This is a genomic window from Parasphingopyxis algicola (genome assembly GCF_013378075.1).
Lineage (GTDB): Bacteria > Pseudomonadota > Alphaproteobacteria > Sphingomonadales > Sphingomonadaceae > Parasphingopyxis > Parasphingopyxis algicola.
In genome coordinates, this window is the sequence record NZ_CP051131.1 from 1,923,446 (window position 1) to 1,938,457 (window position 15,012).

Annotated in this window: 18 protein-coding genes; 11 read left to right on the plus strand and 7 right to left on the minus strand. The window is 63.9% G+C overall.

Translation table 11 applies throughout. The features are described 5' to 3' along the window. The first annotated feature begins 306 nt into the window (after positions 1–306). On the plus strand, positions 307–834 hold the full coding sequence (locus tag HFP57_RS09475) for a hypothetical protein (protein WP_176869539.1): 528 nt from the start codon (positions 307–309) through the stop codon (positions 832–834). 11 nt (positions 835–845) lie between these two features. Here the strand turns inward: HFP57_RS09475 and nhaA are convergent, their stop codons facing one another. Continuing rightward, positions 846–2,051 (minus strand): Na+/H+ antiporter NhaA, encoded by a 1,206-nt coding sequence (gene nhaA, locus HFP57_RS09480; protein ID WP_218135009.1) that lies wholly within the window; start codon positions 2,049–2,051, stop codon positions 846–848. Positions 2,052–2,153: 102 nt separating this feature from the next. Then, on the minus strand, positions 2,154–2,333 hold the full coding sequence (locus HFP57_RS09485; RefSeq protein WP_176869540.1) for an HP1242/YdcH family protein: 180 nt from the start codon (positions 2,331–2,333) through the stop codon (positions 2,154–2,156). A 352-nt stretch (positions 2,334–2,685) separates the two neighbouring features. On the opposite strand from HFP57_RS09485, the gene HFP57_RS09490 reads away from it, so the two are divergent. The 6 genes from HFP57_RS09490 (at position 2,686) to HFP57_RS09515 (ending at position 8,238) form a co-directional block, all read left to right on the plus strand. Further along, positions 2,686–3,588 (plus strand): LysR substrate-binding domain-containing protein, encoded by a 903-nt coding sequence (locus HFP57_RS09490; protein WP_176869541.1) that lies wholly within the window; start codon positions 2,686–2,688, stop codon positions 3,586–3,588. A 206-nt stretch (positions 3,589–3,794) separates the two neighbouring features. Next, on the plus strand, positions 3,795–4,772 hold the full coding sequence (locus tag HFP57_RS09495) for a calcium/sodium antiporter (RefSeq protein WP_176869542.1): 978 nt from the start codon (positions 3,795–3,797) through the stop codon (positions 4,770–4,772). After that, complete coding sequence (locus HFP57_RS09500; protein WP_176869543.1) at positions 4,769–5,536, plus strand: ion transporter; 768 nt, start codon at positions 4,769–4,771, stop codon at positions 5,534–5,536. Before HFP57_RS09495 ends, HFP57_RS09500 begins: the two co-directional genes overlap by 4 nt. Before the next feature lie 435 nt (positions 5,537–5,971). Continuing rightward, entirely contained in the window at positions 5,972–6,526 is a 555-nt protein-coding gene (locus HFP57_RS09505) for a dTDP-4-dehydrorhamnose 3,5-epimerase family protein (RefSeq protein WP_176869544.1), read from the plus strand. Then, positions 6,523–7,437, plus strand: a complete 915-nt coding sequence (locus HFP57_RS09510; protein WP_176869545.1) for a Gfo/Idh/MocA family protein — start codon at positions 6,523–6,525, stop codon at positions 7,435–7,437. The genes HFP57_RS09505 and HFP57_RS09510 overlap by 4 nt, the downstream gene beginning before the upstream one ends. A gap of 6 nt (positions 7,438–7,443) precedes the next feature. Next, positions 7,444–8,238 carry a glycosyltransferase family 2 protein gene (locus HFP57_RS09515; RefSeq protein WP_176869546.1) on the plus strand — a complete coding sequence of 265 codons (795 nt, stop codon included), beginning with the start codon at positions 7,444–7,446 and terminating at the stop codon, positions 8,236–8,238. On the opposite strand, the gene HFP57_RS09520 is transcribed toward HFP57_RS09515, so the two are convergent. From HFP57_RS09520 to HFP57_RS09530, 3 genes are read right to left on the minus strand one after another with little or no spacing between them, the layout of a single operon-like run. Further along, positions 8,216–9,799, minus strand: a complete 1,584-nt coding sequence (locus tag HFP57_RS09520) for an ABC transporter permease/substrate-binding protein (protein WP_176869547.1) — start codon at positions 9,797–9,799, stop codon at positions 8,216–8,218. The two genes, HFP57_RS09515 and HFP57_RS09520, sit on opposite strands and share 23 nt — an antisense overlap. Then, positions 9,796–10,572 (minus strand): ATP-binding cassette domain-containing protein, encoded by a 777-nt coding sequence (locus HFP57_RS09525; RefSeq protein WP_176869548.1) that lies wholly within the window; start codon positions 10,570–10,572, stop codon positions 9,796–9,798. Before HFP57_RS09525 ends, HFP57_RS09520 begins: the two co-directional genes overlap by 4 nt. Before the next feature lie 59 nt (positions 10,573–10,631). Further along, the gene (locus HFP57_RS09530; RefSeq protein WP_176869549.1) at positions 10,632–11,678 is read right to left on the minus strand and encodes a serine hydrolase domain-containing protein; all 1,047 of its coding nucleotides are present in this window, start codon (positions 11,676–11,678) and stop codon (positions 10,632–10,634) included. Positions 11,679–11,839: 161 nt separating this feature from the next. Between HFP57_RS09530 and HFP57_RS09535 the strand changes: the two genes are divergently transcribed. Continuing rightward, entirely contained in the window at positions 11,840–12,634 is a 795-nt protein-coding gene (locus tag HFP57_RS09535; RefSeq protein WP_176869550.1) for an SDR family oxidoreductase, read from the plus strand. Positions 12,635–12,644: 10 nt separating this feature from the next. Here the strand turns inward: HFP57_RS09535 and HFP57_RS09540 are convergent, their stop codons facing one another. Then, positions 12,645–12,935 carry a 4a-hydroxytetrahydrobiopterin dehydratase gene (locus tag HFP57_RS09540; RefSeq protein ID WP_176869551.1) on the minus strand — a complete coding sequence of 97 codons (291 nt, stop codon included), beginning with the start codon at positions 12,933–12,935 and terminating at the stop codon, positions 12,645–12,647. 56 nt (positions 12,936–12,991) lie between these two features. On the opposite strand from HFP57_RS09540, the gene HFP57_RS09545 reads away from it, so the two are divergent. From HFP57_RS09545 to HFP57_RS09555, 3 genes are read left to right on the plus strand one after another with little or no spacing between them, the layout of a single operon-like run. Continuing rightward, entirely contained in the window at positions 12,992–13,402 is a 411-nt protein-coding gene (locus tag HFP57_RS09545) for a metallopeptidase family protein (RefSeq protein WP_246263005.1), read from the plus strand. After that, the gene (gene ccmA, locus HFP57_RS09550; RefSeq protein WP_176869552.1) at positions 13,399–13,983 is read left to right on the plus strand and encodes a heme ABC exporter ATP-binding protein CcmA; all 585 of its coding nucleotides are present in this window, start codon (positions 13,399–13,401) and stop codon (positions 13,981–13,983) included. The genes HFP57_RS09545 and ccmA overlap by 4 nt, the downstream gene beginning before the upstream one ends. Then, entirely contained in the window at positions 13,980–14,627 is a 648-nt protein-coding gene (locus HFP57_RS09555; protein ID WP_176869553.1) for a heme exporter protein CcmB, read from the plus strand. Before ccmA ends, HFP57_RS09555 begins: the two co-directional genes overlap by 4 nt. Here HFP57_RS09555 and HFP57_RS09560 read toward each other — a convergent pair. Next, positions 14,624–14,947 carry a hypothetical protein gene (locus HFP57_RS09560; RefSeq protein WP_176869554.1) on the minus strand — a complete coding sequence of 108 codons (324 nt, stop codon included), beginning with the start codon at positions 14,945–14,947 and terminating at the stop codon, positions 14,624–14,626. The genes HFP57_RS09555 and HFP57_RS09560 overlap by 4 nt on opposite strands. Positions 14,948–15,012: the final 65 nt, after the last annotated feature.

The window sequence follows — 15,012 nt, forward strand, 5'->3', positions numbered from 1 at the left end:
TCTATCCAGATTCTGCTCAATCTTGCCTCAAAAGAGCATGTTAAGCCGCGCTCGAGTTTGGAACCTGTGGGGCGTTGTGCCCCACCCCCCCACGGATTTGGGTCGCGCTCTCAGATTCCAAGCTCACCGATTTATCCGGCCGCCCGCCATTCGGGCGGTGCTGTGCGCATGATGCGCTGGGGGAGGAATGACAGAGTTGGACGCCCTGTGACCGCCCTGAACCCGCGAGGTCCCCGATTGGGGGAAGCGGGCGATAGTCGTTCGACCACCCGCCATCGGCTGGTTTACCGCGTTGCGAAACTCATATTGGCCAATACCGAGCTGCTATGCATCGTTCGCAACGTGTCGGCCGAAGGGATCAACGTCGAGATATTCGGCGAACTCAACCTGCCCACTGACATCGAGATCGAGCTTGCTGGCGGAACAAGGATCGCCATCCGGAAGATATGGCAACGCGACCGTTCCTCGGGATTTCAGTTTCTCGCACCGATCGAGGTCGAGGACTTTCTGGACCCGCCGCAGACCTATCCGGACAAACGGGCGATACGGCTACGGGTCAACGAGCGGGTGATCATCAAGAATGCGAAACAGTTCGACCGCGCCCTGATGGTCGACATCTCGGTGAGAGGCGCCAAGATCGAGGCGCTGGACGGGCTGGGGGTCGGCCATGACGTCGAAATCGTGGTTGCCGATCTCGGCGCCCACAAATCCAATGTCCGATGGCTCGAAGACGGCCTGGCTGGTGTACTGTTCTACCAGCCGATCCGCTTCGATCGCCTGGCCATGTGGTCGGCCCGGATTGCGGCCGAGGGCAGACCGTCCGACATCGGATAGCCTGTTTCGGTCTAGGCTCTCGATACCTGTGCGGGCGCGATTTCGGGCGCGGGCTGGCCTGAAATCCGGAGCAATATATAGCCGATCGCGCCGGAGATCAGCGAACCGACTATGACGCCGAGCTTCACCTGCTCCATCTGCGGACCATCGCCGAACGCCAGGGTCCCGATAAACAGGCTCATCGTGAAACCGATTCCCGCAAGACAGGCGAGGCCATAAAGCTGCACCCAGCTGATCTCCGTCGGCCGTTTGACGAGACCTGTGGCCGTGGCGGCGTACGCAAAACCGAAGATGCCGATCTGCTTGCCGACAACGAGACCCATGGCGATGCCGAGCGGCAACGGCGCCATCAGATCGGCGATGCTGATCCCCGACAGGCTGACACCCGCATTGGCGAAGGCGAAGAGCGGCAGAACCATGAATGCAACCCAAGGATGAAGCTGATGCTCGAGATGCTTGAGCGGCGAATGACCCTCGCCGCGGCCCCTGAGCGGAATCGCGAGCGCGGCGACGACGCCCGCCAGCGTGGCATGGACGCCCGATTTGAGGACGCAGACCCACAGGATGACCGCGACAAGGATATAGGGAGCCGTTCGCAGAACGCCGAACCGATTGAGCGCGACCAGCCCTGCCACCGCGACAGCGCCCAGCATCAGCGCCTCGATCGATAGGTTCGAGGTATAGAACAGCGCGATGATCAGGATCGCCCCGATATCGTCGATGATCGCGATGGCCAGGAGAAGCACCTTCAGCGCCACCGGGACGCGGCTGCCGAGTAACGCGAGTACGCCGAGCGCGAAGGCGATATCGGTGGCAGCGGGGATGGCCCAGCCATCTATATTCTCCGGTATGCCCCAGTTGATCATGACGAAAACCAGGGCCGGAATCGCCATGCCGCCGATCGCCGCCACAATGGGCAAACCGGCCTTGTCGAGGGACGAGAGCTCGCCCTCCACGATTTCGCGTTTCACCTCCAGGCCGATCAGGAAGAAGAAGATCGCCATCAGGCCGTCATTAACCCACAGGAAAAGGGGTTTCGCGATCTCGAATGCGCCCGCCCGCACTTCGATCGGCGTCTGCCACAGCCCGGAATAGAGCGATGCGAGCGGCGAGTTCACCACGATCATCGCCAGAGCCGCGGCGATGAAAAGGAAGTAGCCGCCGGTCGTCTCCTTGGCGAGAAACTCCCGGATGGCCGGACGCAATTGATCAATCATACAAGTACCTTAGGCGGAGAACAGCGCGGTTACCACACAAAATAAAAGGGGGTGGCGCGCCGTTAGAGGGGGCATCGGCGCGCCACCCAGGGAGGGAAGATGTCAGGCCGCTTCGCGGGGCAGTTTCGAACGCAAGCCTTGGATTTCATCCTTGATCGCCAGTCTGAGCCGCTTGAGACGGCCAATCTCCGGGGAGCGGCCATGCGGGCGGCGGCGATGGGCGTCGATCTTCTTGTCGAGCTCCCGGTGCCGAGCGATCAATCTGTCAAACGTGTCTTTCATGCGGTTCTCCTGGCTGTCGATGATCCGGGATGGCCCGGGCGGGGAGACAGCGCGATCGGATCGCTCGCCGGAAAGCTGTTGGCCAAAGCCTCGTCGAGATCGCCGTCTTCGGCGCCGCGCGCGTCCGCCCGCCTCGTCCTGTTGTCGCGATCCACGATCTGGCGAGCCCTTTCTACAACCCGGCGGTGACGAAAGGCACGCAGCTCGCGAAGCGTCGCAAGAAAATCTGTCGCCATTCCCACCTCCATTGTTGCTCCGTCACGAACAATATGGAGATGCTATTGCAATCGATCCAATCGAATGATAGAGAACTTAACGATAGATTTTAACTATTGAAAGGAAGGGGCAGGACATGCCGACGTTGCGGCAACTCGAATATCTTGTGGCGATCGCTGACAACCAGCATTTCGGACGGGCTGCCCAAGCCGTTCATGTATCGCAGCCAACGTTGAGCCAGCAGTTGCGGACGCTCGAAGACCGGCTCGGCGTGGTGCTCGTCGAACGCCGGGCGCCCAATGCCGAACTCACGCCGATCGGCCGGGAGCTGGTGGAACGCGCGCGGAGGGTATTGGTCGAAGTCCGCGAATTGCGCGCACTGGCGCGGCGCGCCGGCGAACAGCTCGCCGGTACGCTGCGTTTCGGCGTCAGCCCGACGCTCGGGCCGTACCTGATGCCGTCCATTGTCGCGGCGCTGCACAAGCAGCAGCCCGACCTGCGCCTCTATATCCGCGAGGGAATTCCCGACGACCAGGCGATGGAGCTTTCCCGCGGCGCGCTGGACATGCTGCTCGGGCCAATGCCGATCGAGGGCCCCTCGCTTCATGTTGAACCGCTGTTCAGCGAAAGGCTGTTTCTCGTCGCCGCGGCCGATCACCCGCTCTCGGCCAAGACCCGGCTCAGCAAGTCGGATATCGCGGGAGAGACGGTGCTGAGCCTGGACAGGCGGCATACGTTCCACCGCCATGTCGCCTCGATCTGCTCCGAACTGGGCTTGGAAATGCTGCGCGACTATGAAGGGACCAGCCTCGACAGCCTGCGCCAGATGACAGGATCCGGCCTCGGGCTCTCCATCCTGCCGGAATTCTACATTCGATCCGAGGTAGGAGGTCAGGCCGGCGTGAAAATCCTAGACATCGTGGACTGGACCGCAAACCGCGGCATTGCGGCGAGTTGGCGGGACGGCGCGGCCTATGCCCCGGCCTATCGGTCGATAGCCGAGCATATCCAGACCGAAGCCCGCGCATTGCGCGACTGAGCGGCTGCATGATGATAGATAGAAACTATCGAGATGCTGCATCCCATTCTATCGACATCCCCTGTCATTGCCGCCCGGCCCCTCCTACGTCGCCGAGATATCCGGAGCGCACAGACGCGGCCGGTGCGATGTCCTTCCTATCCGCCTTGTCGGCCATTTGACCAACGCGCCCGGTCAGGCCTACTCATTCGGGAAACACCGATTTCATGCTCATCTCTCTATCGATTGCCAGCGGTCTGATCCTGTTGATCGTGGGCGGAGAAACGCTCATTCGCGGCGCGGTCGGCCTGGCGGAACGTGCCGGCGTCGCCCCATTGTTCATCGGGCTCGTGATCCTAGGCTTCGGTACATCGATGCCGGAACTCGTCACCAGTCTCGAGGCGTCGCTGGCCGGCGCCCCGGGAATCGCCTGGGGCAATATCGTCGGATCGAACATCGCCAACACCTTGCTGATCCTCGGAACGGCGGCATTGCTCGCGCCGTTCGCGGTGACCGGGCGGGCCGTATGGCGCGACGCGGGCGTGGCGCTCGCCGCGACCCTTTTTCTCGTCGCCCTCGCCTTTGCCGGCGCGGTCGGAATCCTGACCGGCATCGTCCTGCTCGCGCTGCTCGTCACCTATATCGTGATGGCCTATCGCCATGAACGCGTGAGCGCCGACGATCACGGCGCCGCGTACGACAAGACGGCCGCATTCGAAGCCGCCGATCCCCGGCTACACCTGCCGCTCAACGGTTGGGGCAAGCCGTTGCTGTTCACGATACTCGGGCTCGCCGGCGTGATCCTGGGCGGCCGTTTCCTCGTGCTGGGATCGATCGATCTGGCGCGCCTTGCGGGTCTGTCCGAAGGCGTGATCGGGCTCACCATTGTCGCGATCGGTACTTCGCTGCCCGAGCTTGTCACCTCGGTGATGGCGGCGCTGCGCCGCGAGGGCGAGATCGCGTTCGGCAATGTCGTCGGATCGAACATCTATAACGTCCTGGGAATCGGCGGCGTGACCGCGATCGCCGCCAATGGCGGCGTGCCGCCGTCCTTTGTAACGTTCGACCTGCCGCTCTTGGCGGCGATCGCGGTCGGGCTGATGGCACTGCTCTGGGTGAGCAGGCATATCGGCCGGATAACGGGCGGACTGATGGTTGCAGGCTATATCGGTTATATCGCCTGGCTGTTATTCGCCCACGCATGACGATTCTCGCGCGCCTCCAAAACATCATCGAATCGCCGCGCTTTACCGGCGCGATCATGACCGCCATCATCGTCAACGCGGCGGTGATCGGGCTCGAAACCGTGCCCAGCGTCAACGAGCCCTACGGCCCGATACTCTCGGCGCTCGACACGATCGCCATTGCGATTTTCGTCGCCGAGATCGCCGCCAAGCTGATCGTCTACCGCCACCGTTTCTTCACGAGCGGCTGGAATGTGTTCGATCTCGTCATCGTGGCCGCCGCGCTGATTCCCGCCAGTCGCGAATTTTCCGTATTGCGCGCGCTGCGTATCCTGCGCGTGCTACGCCTGATCTCGGTCGTTCCGAAAATGCGGCAAGTCGTGCAGGGCCTCCTGTCCGCCATTCCGGCCATGGGATCGGTCATCCTGCTGCTCGCCCTTATCTTCTACGTCTTCGCGACAATGGCGACGAAATTGTTCGGCGAACGGTTTCCCGAATGGTTCGGTTCGATCGGCGCGTCGCTCTATTCGCTGTTCCAGATCATGACGCTGGAAAGCTGGTCGATGGGGATCGTGCGCCCGGTGATGGAGCAATATCCGGCGGCTTGGATATTCTTCGTGCCCTTCATCCTGATCACCTCCTTCGTCGTCCTCAACCTGTTCATTGCGATCATCGTCAATGCGATGCACGAGAGCCAGGACGAAGCGGAGACAGCCGAACGCGATGCGATCATGCAGGAGATCAAGGCGCTGCACGCGAAGATCGACACAATGGCCGGAAACTGACCGCCGTTCAGGCGGGTGCGGGGCGGGCGTATATGAGCTGCGGAAAGGGTGAAAGCACTTCGCCAGATCATGCTGTCCTGCACGGTCCGCTTCGCGCTATGCTCGATCCCGCGATGGGCGCATACGGCATATCGCGATATCCGGCACCGGTCCGGAAAGTCACAGTCGAGACCATGGTCTCTCGGCAAAATCGGCGGTTTTCCGCGGCGAAGCGGCAAAGGTCACAGCCGGCGAAACGACCGTCCGGTGTCAACAAGATACCCGACGTCTTCGGACGAGCGCCGGGGTCGCGATGACGGGCCGTGTCGCCGAGGGGCAATTGCCCGGCAAGACGTCCGGCGCCCAAGAACAGCGGGGCTTTCGCCGGGAAATCCGATAGATGATTTTCAGTATTTTGGGGATATAATCATTGTCTGGCCAAAGAAGGCGATAGCCATGCTGAACGCGCAAGAGCTTGAAGGCGATAGCACCGTACCGATCGCCGGCCTCGGGTGCCGTGCCTTGACCCGGCACAGGGACAGCCGCGGCGACCTGACCGAAGTCTATCGAAACGAATGGAAACTGGCCGACACGCATCCGGTTCAGTGGAACATCGTCCATTCGGTCGCCAACACGCTGCGCGGCGTCCACCTGCATGGTCGCCACCGGGACTCACTGACGGTCGTCGACGGTGAAATGCTCCTCGGGCTGCAGGACCTGCGGCCGGAGTCCGAAACGAGCGGCACGGCCCTTCTGCTCACCATCTCCGCCGCACGACCGGCAATGGTGACCATTCCGGTCGGCGTGGCCCACGGCTTCTACTTCCCCGAACCGGCCATGCATCTTTATGGCGTCGATATCGCCTTCGACGGCAGCGACGAATTCGGGTGCCGGTGGAACGATGAAGGCCTCGCGATAGAATGGCCGTGCTCGGACCCGATATTGTCCGGGCGCGATCAAACCGCCGGTACGCTGACCGAGATGGTCCATGCTGCCGGTTTCTCGGAATGACGGCCACGATCGGACTGATAGGCTGCGGCCGGTGGGGCAAGCTCGTGCTCAGAGACCTGGTCGCCTGCGGAGCGGAGGTCCATGTCGTCTGTGCCAGTTCAGGCAATCAGGCCATAGCGCAACGGGCGGGCGCAGCATCGATCGTCGAAAACTTGAAAGAATTGCCGCCGGTCGACGGATATGTCGTGGTTACGCCGACCAGCACGCACGGCGATATCGTGCTTGCGCTCATGCCGAGAGGCAAGCCGATTTTCGTGGAGAAACCGCTGACCGCGGACGTCGACAGCGCCCGGCAAATAGCCGAAGATGATGACGGCCAGGTCTTCGTCATGGACAAATGGCGCTATCATAGCGGGGTCGAGGCCGTGCGCGCCCAGATTGCTGCGGGTGCGATCGGCAGGTTGCGGGGCCTGAGACTGCAGCGCTGGAGCAACGGCCATGAATATGCGGACGTTTCGCCGCTCTGGATCCTCGCCCCCCACGATCTCTCCATTGCCGACCATATCCTCGGATATCTGCCGCCGCTCGACGACGCCCGCGCGGTCATCCGCGCCGAGCCGCAGCTGGGCTTCACCGCCGAACTGGGCGGCACCGGACCGGTATCCGTTACGCTCGATATCGGAGTGGCCAATGTGGAACATGCCCGGCGCGTCGCCGCGGTCGGCGAAAACGGCGTGATGGAGTTGCGCGGCGGCTATGAGACCTGCCTCTTCGTTCGCCGCGGCCCGGTCGCCGAACCGGGCCAGGACGTCGATACCATTCCTTTCCCGGACACGATGCCCTTGCTCACCGAAGTCAGGGGCTTTCTCGATTTTCTGGACGGCGGTCCACCTCCGCTCGCCGACGCCCGCAAAGGTTGCGCGATTGTCGAGCATATGGCGGAGATCGAAACCAAGCTGGAAGGTCGCTAGTCCGGCATGAACTCCGGCGACCCGCCCCTGTTTACGATATTGCTGCTGATTCACCGGCCGCCGGATATGCTGCGATTGGCGCTGGAAAGCGTTTTGGCGCAAAAACGGCAATCGTTCGAGATTTTCATCGTCTGCGATGGCGCGCCCGGCGAAACCGCGTCGGAAGCCGAACGGCTCGCGCGCAACGACGAACGCATCCATGTCCGGGCCTTTCCCAAGGGAGAACGCCACGGCGAACAGTATCGCGCCCAGATCATCGAGACCGAAAGCCGCGGCCGCTATATCTGCCATATCGACGATGACGATCTCTGGATGCCAGACTTTCTCGACGGGATGGCGCGGCTGCTCGACCTCGTCGATTTCGGCAATCTCCTGCAGGTCGCCGTGAAGCCCGATGGCGGCTTGCGTCTCATCGGTTTCGATCTCGGATCGCCGGAAGTTCGCAATCGTATGGTAAACGAGCGATGGAATTTCTTCGGTCCTTCGGTCTGCGGCTATCGCCGGACCGCCTATGACGGGCTTGAACGCGGATGGTCGCCGGCACCTGAAGACGTGCCGACCGACCTGTTCATGTGGCGCAAATTTCTGCGCCGGGACGAAGTGACGGCGGCGACACGCCACCAGATCGGCGCGCTATGTCCGCGGGCGCCTCGCCGCCAGCATATGACGATGGAGGAAAGGGCGGCGGAAAATACCGCTTTGCTCGAAAGGATCCGCGATCCGGAGAGTCGCGACGAGCTGATTCAAACGGTCTGGCGTAACGCCGCGCGGGACTTGTTCAAGCTCCGCTTTCCGGACTAACCCCGTCTTCGGCAAGGCCGATCTCGTTCAGCATCCAACGGGCCGCCTCGGCGGGGCTCGCCTTGTCGTCATCGCGATCGACCATATAGTTCGCCGCGCGCATCGCCTCGACGGGAATGGCGTCGAGCAGAGGAGTCAGAGCCGAAACGAAGCGCTCCTCGTCGGCCCGGCCGGGCGCAACCATCAGCACCGCATCATAATTGGGAATCGCGCCGCGCGGATCGGCGAGCACGAACAGATTGCTCGCCGCGATCCGGCCGTCCGAAGAAAAGGCGGTGATAACATCGGCGCGGCCGCTTTCGACGGCGCGATACATGAAGGTGGGCTGATAGGATTGGGCCTCCGCGAACGCCAAACCATAGGCGTCGCGAATGCTGGCCCATTCGGGCCGGTTTAGGAACTCGACATCGGTGCCCATGGTAAGCTCGGGCGCCACGGCGGCCAGATCGTCGATGTTCTGCAAACCGTAACGCTGGGCCGTTTCCTGCGTCGTCGCGAAGGCATAGGTATTCTCGAAGCCCAGCCGCCCGAGCACGCGCGCGTCGCGGGTTTCGGCGACCCACTCGCCGAGCCGGTCCAGCATTTCATCGCGCGGCGGATTGTCCTCGCGGCGCATCGCGTTGGTCCACAGCGTGCCCGTATAGTCGACATAGACATCGACATCGCCGCTCGCGAGCGCCTCGAACGCCACCGCGGAACCGAGCCCCTCGCGATAGCGAACCGCATAACCCGCCTCCTCAAGCCGATCGCCGATCAGCCGCGCGAGGATATATTGCTCGCTGAAGCCCTTGGCGCCGATGGTGACCATATCGGCGCGCGAACCGGTCATCGCCAGCGGCGCCAGCGCCAGAACGACGCCGGCCAGCAATGCCAGCAGCCCGCTTCTTATCCGCCAGCGGCTGCGCTTCGCTATTCCCGCTTCGATCAGGCCGAGCAAGGCATCCGCCGTCAGCGCGAGCGCGGCCGCCGCGACGCAGCCGGTCAGCACCAGGGTCCAGTTCTGCGTCTGCAGTCCGGCGAAGATCATGTCGCCAAGGCTCGGCTGACCGACCGTCGTCGAGAGCGTGGCGGCGCCGATCGTCCAGACCGTCGCGGTCCGGATGCCGGCCATCACGACCGGAGCCGCGAGCGGCGCTTCGACCATCCGCAATTTCTGCCGCGGGGTCATACCGACACCGTCGGCAGCCTCGATAATCGCCGGGTCGATCCCGACGATACCGGTCACCGAGTTGCGCAGGATCGGTAGCACCGCATAGAGCGCGAGCGCCAAAAGGGCGGGCAGGAAACCGAGCGCCGGAAGCGCCAGCCCGACCGGTGCGAACAGCGAGTTGAGCGCGAGCAGCAGGGGATAGAACAGCGCCAGCAGCGCGAGCCCGGGGATCGTCTGGACGAGACTCGCGGCGCCGAGCGCGATCCGCCGCAGCCGGTCGTTGCGCGACGCACCAATCGCGAGCGGCAGTGCGACGGCCAGCCCGAGCAGCAGCGCCGCCGCGGAGAGGATCACATGATCCGCCAGCAGCGGCGGGACCTGCGAAAGCGCTTCGGAAAGGCGCGGGTTCATGCGCGCTCCTCAAGCTGGCGGAGCTTTGCCATCTGGCCCTTGGGCACCGCGATCAAAGCGCTCGCTTCCTCGCCGCACTCGCCCGCCAGCAACGCTTCGGGCGAGCCGTCGGCGACGACCCGACCGGCGCTCATCACGAGAATCCGGTCGGCGATCAGCAGCGCCTCGGCCATGTCATGCGTCACCATGATCGTCGTCAGCCTGAGCCGGTCGTGAAGCGCGCGATAGGCCTCGCCGAGCTGGTCGCGGGTGACGGGATCAAGCGCGCCGAATGGCTCGTCCATCAACATCAGCCCCGGTTCCCCGGCCAGAGCGCGTGCCACACCGACACGCTGTTGCTGGCCGCCCGATAGTTCATTCGGCAGCCGGTCGGCGACATCGTCCGGCAGTCCCACCAGGTCGAGCAGTTCCGGTGCGCGATTTTTCGCACCGTCGCCGGCCAGTTTCGGAATTATCATGATGTTTTCCGCGACGCTCATATGCGGAAATAGTCCAATATTCTGAAATACATAGCCGATGTGACGGCGCAAATCGGCGGGATCTTGATCCGCTATCGGCTCGCCGCCGATCGCGATCTCTCCGGCACTTGGGTCCACCAGCCGATTGATCATCTTGAGCAGTGTCGATTTGCCCGATCCGGACTCGCCGACCAACGCCACGAACGTACCCCCGGCTATCTCGAGGCTGAGCGTATCGACGGCGAAACTGGCGCCTCCGTCGAAACTCTTCGCGATGCCGTCAAAGCTGACGACGGGGCCGTTTTTCCTGTCCATCGCGAGCAAGCATCGCGGCCTGGACCCGGACGGTCAAGCGCATCGCTCAGACACCGTTCCTAATTGTCCCGCAACAGGGCGACCAGCGGCCGCACGATCGCCATGATCGATCCCTCCTCGCCGCTCTGGCTGAGCATCACATAGGCCTCGTCGGTGAAATTCTCGTCGGTGAAGCTGAACAGCTCGAAACCCCGGTCCGACCCGTCGAGCCCGGCTCGCGCGCTGAGAAAATGTTCGGTGTATCGGGGCTCGAGCACGCCGCTTTGGGTTACGAAGATATAGAAGCGCCTGAGATCGCCCAGGGTCGAGAACATCCCGCCACTGCCGAGGACGAGCCAGGATGTCGGCCCCCAATTGGGCGGTATGTTGGGCAAGCCCCGCTGGACGCCGCCGCCCGCCGCAAAATCGGCCATGGTCAGGCCGCGACTCTCGCCATAATCGCCGGTCCGTTCCATTCCGGCCGGATCGAAGAAATTCTCGCGCAGAAAACCGGAATAGCCTTGTCCGCTGACGCGCTCGACGATCGCGGCCAGCATGCCGAACGCCCAGTGCGAATGCGCCTCGCCCTCGCCCGGCGCGAAAAGCAACGGGATCGCGAGTGTCCGCCGTTCGAATTCGGTCCGGTCGATCCAGCCGAGATCGGCGTCCCAATCTCTATCGTTCGCCGGGAAATCGGGAAGCCCGGATCGGCCCGTCATCATCTGCCGAATCGTCATCCCGGCCCGGTCCGCCGGGACATTATCGAGATAATCGGACAGCGTGTCATCCTGGCTCAGCCGGCCGCGCTGTTCGAGCAGATAGATCGCCGCGGTGGTAAAATCGATCGGGCGCGAGCCGATGCCGAACGCGGTGTCGAGCGTGATCGGCACGCCGAGATCGGCATGCGCCATGCCATAGGCTTTCTCGACCAGTGTCTCGCCATCGAGCGCAACGAACACGACGCCCGCATAGCCGTTCGCCGCCATGAACGCGTCGATCTGCGTTTCCAGCGTTTCGCGGTTCAGCGCCAGCGGCGGCGCTTCGTCAGGCTGGGCGGATGCACCCGCCGGGACGGCGAGCAGCATGAGCAGCATGGCCCGGGACAGAGCGGTCGAGACGATATGCATGGACGGTGCCTTTTCATTATGACAATCGTCGTAATTCATAGCGCGGATTGCCCGCAAGGCAAGGGACCAGCCTTCACCTCTCCATATTGCCATTCCCGTTCTTGGGAAAATCGGGCTAGGAACCTTCCAAACGGAAAAGAATCACCAGGCAGGGGACCCCCATGACAGTCCAATCCATCTTCATCACCGGCGGCGCGTCAGGCATCGGGCGCGCCGTCGCCCACTATTTCGGCGAGCGCGGCTGGTTCGTCGGGCTGGCGGACATCAACGAAGCGGGGATGGAAGAAACGGCGGCGGGCCTGCAACCGGGCCAGTTCTCGATCCACCGGCTCGACGTGACCGATCGCGCACAATGGAGAGCGGCGATCGCTGCGTTCGGCGAACGCACGAACGGGCGGATGGACGTGCTGTTCAACAATGCGGGGATAGGGGTCGGCGGGCCGCTTGAACAGATGAGCGACGAGGATATCGACCGCACGATCGCGATCAATTTCACCGGCGTCATCAGCGGCACGCGCGCGGCGTTCGAGATGCTGCGCGATACGCCCGACAGCTGCATCCTCAACACCAGTTCGGCGGCGGGAATCTACGGCGCGGCGGGCCTTGTCGTGTACAGCGGCACCAAGTTCGCCGTGCGCGCGCTGACCGAGGGGCTCGATATCGAGTTCAAACCCCATGGCATCCGGTCCCGCGCGCTGATGCCGAGCTTCATCGAAACGCCGATCCTCGACGGCCCGCTCACCGGCGGCAACGCGTCTGTACGCGACATGATCTCCGAGGCGGGACTGGAAATCACGCCGGTGCAGGACGTCGCCGAGGCGGCCTGGCAGGCCGTTCACGGCGAGAAGATTCACACGACTGTCGGCAAAACCGCCAAAAAACTAGCCTTTGCGGCGCGCTGGACACCGGGGCGGCTACGCAAGAGCCTGGGGATGGCGCGCCGGGTCCAGGATTAGGGGCGAGCGCTTATCCCGCAAAATCCTCCATCGCCTTGGCCATTTTCACATCCTTTTCGGACAGGCCGCCGGCATCGTGGGTCGTCAGGGTCACGTCGACCTTGTTGTAGACGTTGAACCATTCGGGATGGTGATCCATCTGTTCGGCGAGCAGCGCGACGCGGGTCATGAATGCATAAGCCGCGCTGAAATCGGCAAATTCGAATCTGCGCGATATCGCATCACGCTTCGCATCATGATCCCAGCCCGGCAGCGCCGCCAAGGCGGCCTCGCGTTCGGCATCGCTCAGTCTTTCGGTCATCGTCTCCGGTCCTTCCGATCTTCCCTTGCAGGCTTCAGCGCCCTATCTGCCTCAATATGCGGATCGACGAAAGCTTTGCGGCCAACGCCCCCGATGCCGACGCCATGGAAGCGATGGCGCGGCGCTCGCTCGACAGCCTGCCGATCGAATTTCGCGAACAGATGGGCAATGTCGTGCTGCGGGTCGAGGAATATGCCGATCCGGAATCGCTGGAGGCCGTGGGCCTAAACCATCCGATGCAGCTCTCCGGCCTCTACACCGGGCGTCCGCTCGGCGACAAAAGCGTCTCGGATTTCGGCACCTTGCCCGACGTCATCCATCTCTATCGCCAGCCGATACTGGCCGAAGCCGCCGAGCGCGGGATCGGCGTCGAACGGCTCGTCCATCATGTGCTGATTCACGAGGTCGGCCATCATTTCGGGCTGAGCGACGCGGACATGCACGCGCTCGAGGACAGCGCGGATTGAGCGCTGCACTGACCCTTGCCGGGCTGGGCTGCGTGCGGGGCGACCGGGCGTTGTTCAGCGGGCTCGACTTGGCGTTGAAAGCAGGCGGCGCGGCGCTCGTGACCGGCCCCAACGGCGCGGGCAAGACCAGTCTGTTGCGCGTGATTGCCGGGCTGTTGCCGAAACCGGCGGGCACTGTCGAAATCGCCGGCACGATTGCATTTGCCGGCGAACAGGCGGCGCTCGACCGGGAGCTACCGCTCGAGCGCGCGCTCCGCTATTGGGCGGCGCTCGACAGGCGGGACGCCGGCGCGATCCGCGCGGCGCTGGACAGCATGGCGCTGGGCGATCTCGCCGATGTCCCGGTACGGATGCTGTCGACGGGGCAGTCGAAGCGCGCCGCCCTCGCCCGGGTCATCGCGGGCGCCGCGGATATCTGGCTGCTCGACGAACCGGCCAACGGCCTCGACAGCGACGCACGGGCGCGGCTCGAAGCGGCGATCGCCGGCCACAGGGCGGCGGGCGGCATCGTCGTCGCCGCGACGCATCAGCCGCTGGCGATGCCGGATGCGACAAACGTCCCGATCGGGGGCGTGGCATGAGCGACCTGTTCGCCATCGCCCGGCGGGATCTCGGTCGGAGCTTTGCCGGGGGCGGATGGCTGCTGCCACTGATTTTTTTCATGCTCGTCGCCACGCTCTTTCCTTTCGCGATCGGACCCGACCCGACGATATTGGGCCGGGTCGGCGGCGGCGTGCTCTGGACGGCGGCCCTTCTCGCCGCACTGTTCCCGATCGACCGGCTGATCGCGCCCGACCGCGATGCCGGCGTCCTCGATCAATATGCGGTGCGCGGAATCAGCGAGGAGGTCGTCGCCGTCGCCAAGATCGCCGCGCACTGGATCGGCTTCGGGCCGCCGCTGATGCTCGCCGCACTGCCGGCGTCGGCGCTGCTCGGAATGGAGATGGACAGCGTGGTGCGGCTCGAAGCCGGGCTGGCGCTGGGCAGTCTCGGGCTCGCGGCACTCGCCGTGACCGTCAGCGCCCTCGTCGCCGGATTGCCGGGCGGCGGCGCGCTTGCCGGACTCCTGATGCTGCCGCTCGCGGTGCCGGTGCTGATCTTCGGGGCGGGCGCGCTGGACGAGCTTCAGCGCGGCGCGTTTGCGCTGCTCGGGGCGTCGGCGCTGCTGCTGCTCGCCATCGCTCCCTTCGCAACCGGAGCGGCGATCCGGGCGATGCGGGATTAGTCCGCCGCGGCGCTTGAACTGTCTTGCGGACCGGCCGCGTAGATCACGGCCAACAGCCCGTCGGTGTCGTAATCGAGCGGCCCGACATCCCGTATGATACGATAGGCCGGGACGGTGCCCGTCAGTCCGTCGAGCCGGTAGCCGAGCGCGACATGGTCGGGCACGCGATCGTAGAGCAATCCGCCAACGTCATACCCGATCTGCGGCGCATAGGCGGGCGTGCGCGTGAAGTTGACGATGTCGTAGGGTAGCCGCTCCGCAGCAGCGGCGGGAAACGCGACGGCGGCGGCGGCCAGCGCGGAAACGACTCGGATAACCATCGGTTAACCATGAACCGCGGTGGCGATTTTGTGGAGTCCGGCGGCGATACTGTCCTGTCGCGGGA

Excerpts from the sequence above, each read along its gene's own strand:
- nhaA (WP_218135009.1), bottom strand. The coding sequence starts at position 2,051 with ATGATTGATCAATTGCGTCCGGCCATCCGGGAGTTTCTCGCCAAGGAG.
- HFP57_RS09485 (WP_176869540.1), bottom strand. The coding sequence starts at position 2,333 with ATGAAAGACACGTTTGACAGATTGATCGCTCGGCACCGGGAGCTCGAC.
- HFP57_RS09490 (WP_176869541.1), top strand. The coding sequence starts at position 2,686 with ATGCCGACGTTGCGGCAACTCGAATATCTTGTGGCGATCGCTGACAAC.
- HFP57_RS09495 (WP_176869542.1), top strand. The coding sequence starts at position 3,795 with ATGCTCATCTCTCTATCGATTGCCAGCGGTCTGATCCTGTTGATCGTG.
- HFP57_RS09500 (WP_176869543.1), top strand. The coding sequence starts at position 4,769 with ATGACGATTCTCGCGCGCCTCCAAAACATCATCGAATCGCCGCGCTTT.
- HFP57_RS09505 (WP_176869544.1), top strand. The coding sequence starts at position 5,972 with ATGCTGAACGCGCAAGAGCTTGAAGGCGATAGCACCGTACCGATCGCC.
- HFP57_RS09510 (WP_176869545.1), top strand. The coding sequence starts at position 6,523 with ATGACGGCCACGATCGGACTGATAGGCTGCGGCCGGTGGGGCAAGCTC.
- HFP57_RS09515 (WP_176869546.1), top strand. The coding sequence starts at position 7,444 with ATGAACTCCGGCGACCCGCCCCTGTTTACGATATTGCTGCTGATTCAC.
- HFP57_RS09520 (WP_176869547.1), bottom strand. The coding sequence starts at position 9,799 with ATGAACCCGCGCCTTTCCGAAGCGCTTTCGCAGGTCCCGCCGCTGCTG.
- HFP57_RS09525 (WP_176869548.1), bottom strand. The coding sequence starts at position 10,572 with ATGGACAGGAAAAACGGCCCCGTCGTCAGCTTTGACGGCATCGCGAAG.
- HFP57_RS09530 (WP_176869549.1), bottom strand. The coding sequence starts at position 11,678 with ATGCATATCGTCTCGACCGCTCTGTCCCGGGCCATGCTGCTCATGCTG.
- HFP57_RS09535 (WP_176869550.1), top strand. The coding sequence starts at position 11,840 with ATGACAGTCCAATCCATCTTCATCACCGGCGGCGCGTCAGGCATCGGG.
- HFP57_RS09540 (WP_176869551.1), bottom strand. The coding sequence starts at position 12,935 with ATGACCGAAAGACTGAGCGATGCCGAACGCGAGGCCGCCTTGGCGGCG.
- HFP57_RS09545 (WP_246263005.1), top strand. The coding sequence starts at position 12,992 with ATGCGGATCGACGAAAGCTTTGCGGCCAACGCCCCCGATGCCGACGCC.
- HFP57_RS09555 (WP_176869553.1), top strand. The coding sequence starts at position 13,980 with ATGAGCGACCTGTTCGCCATCGCCCGGCGGGATCTCGGTCGGAGCTTT.
- HFP57_RS09560 (WP_176869554.1), bottom strand. The coding sequence starts at position 14,947 with ATGGTTATCCGAGTCGTTTCCGCGCTGGCCGCCGCCGCCGTCGCGTTT.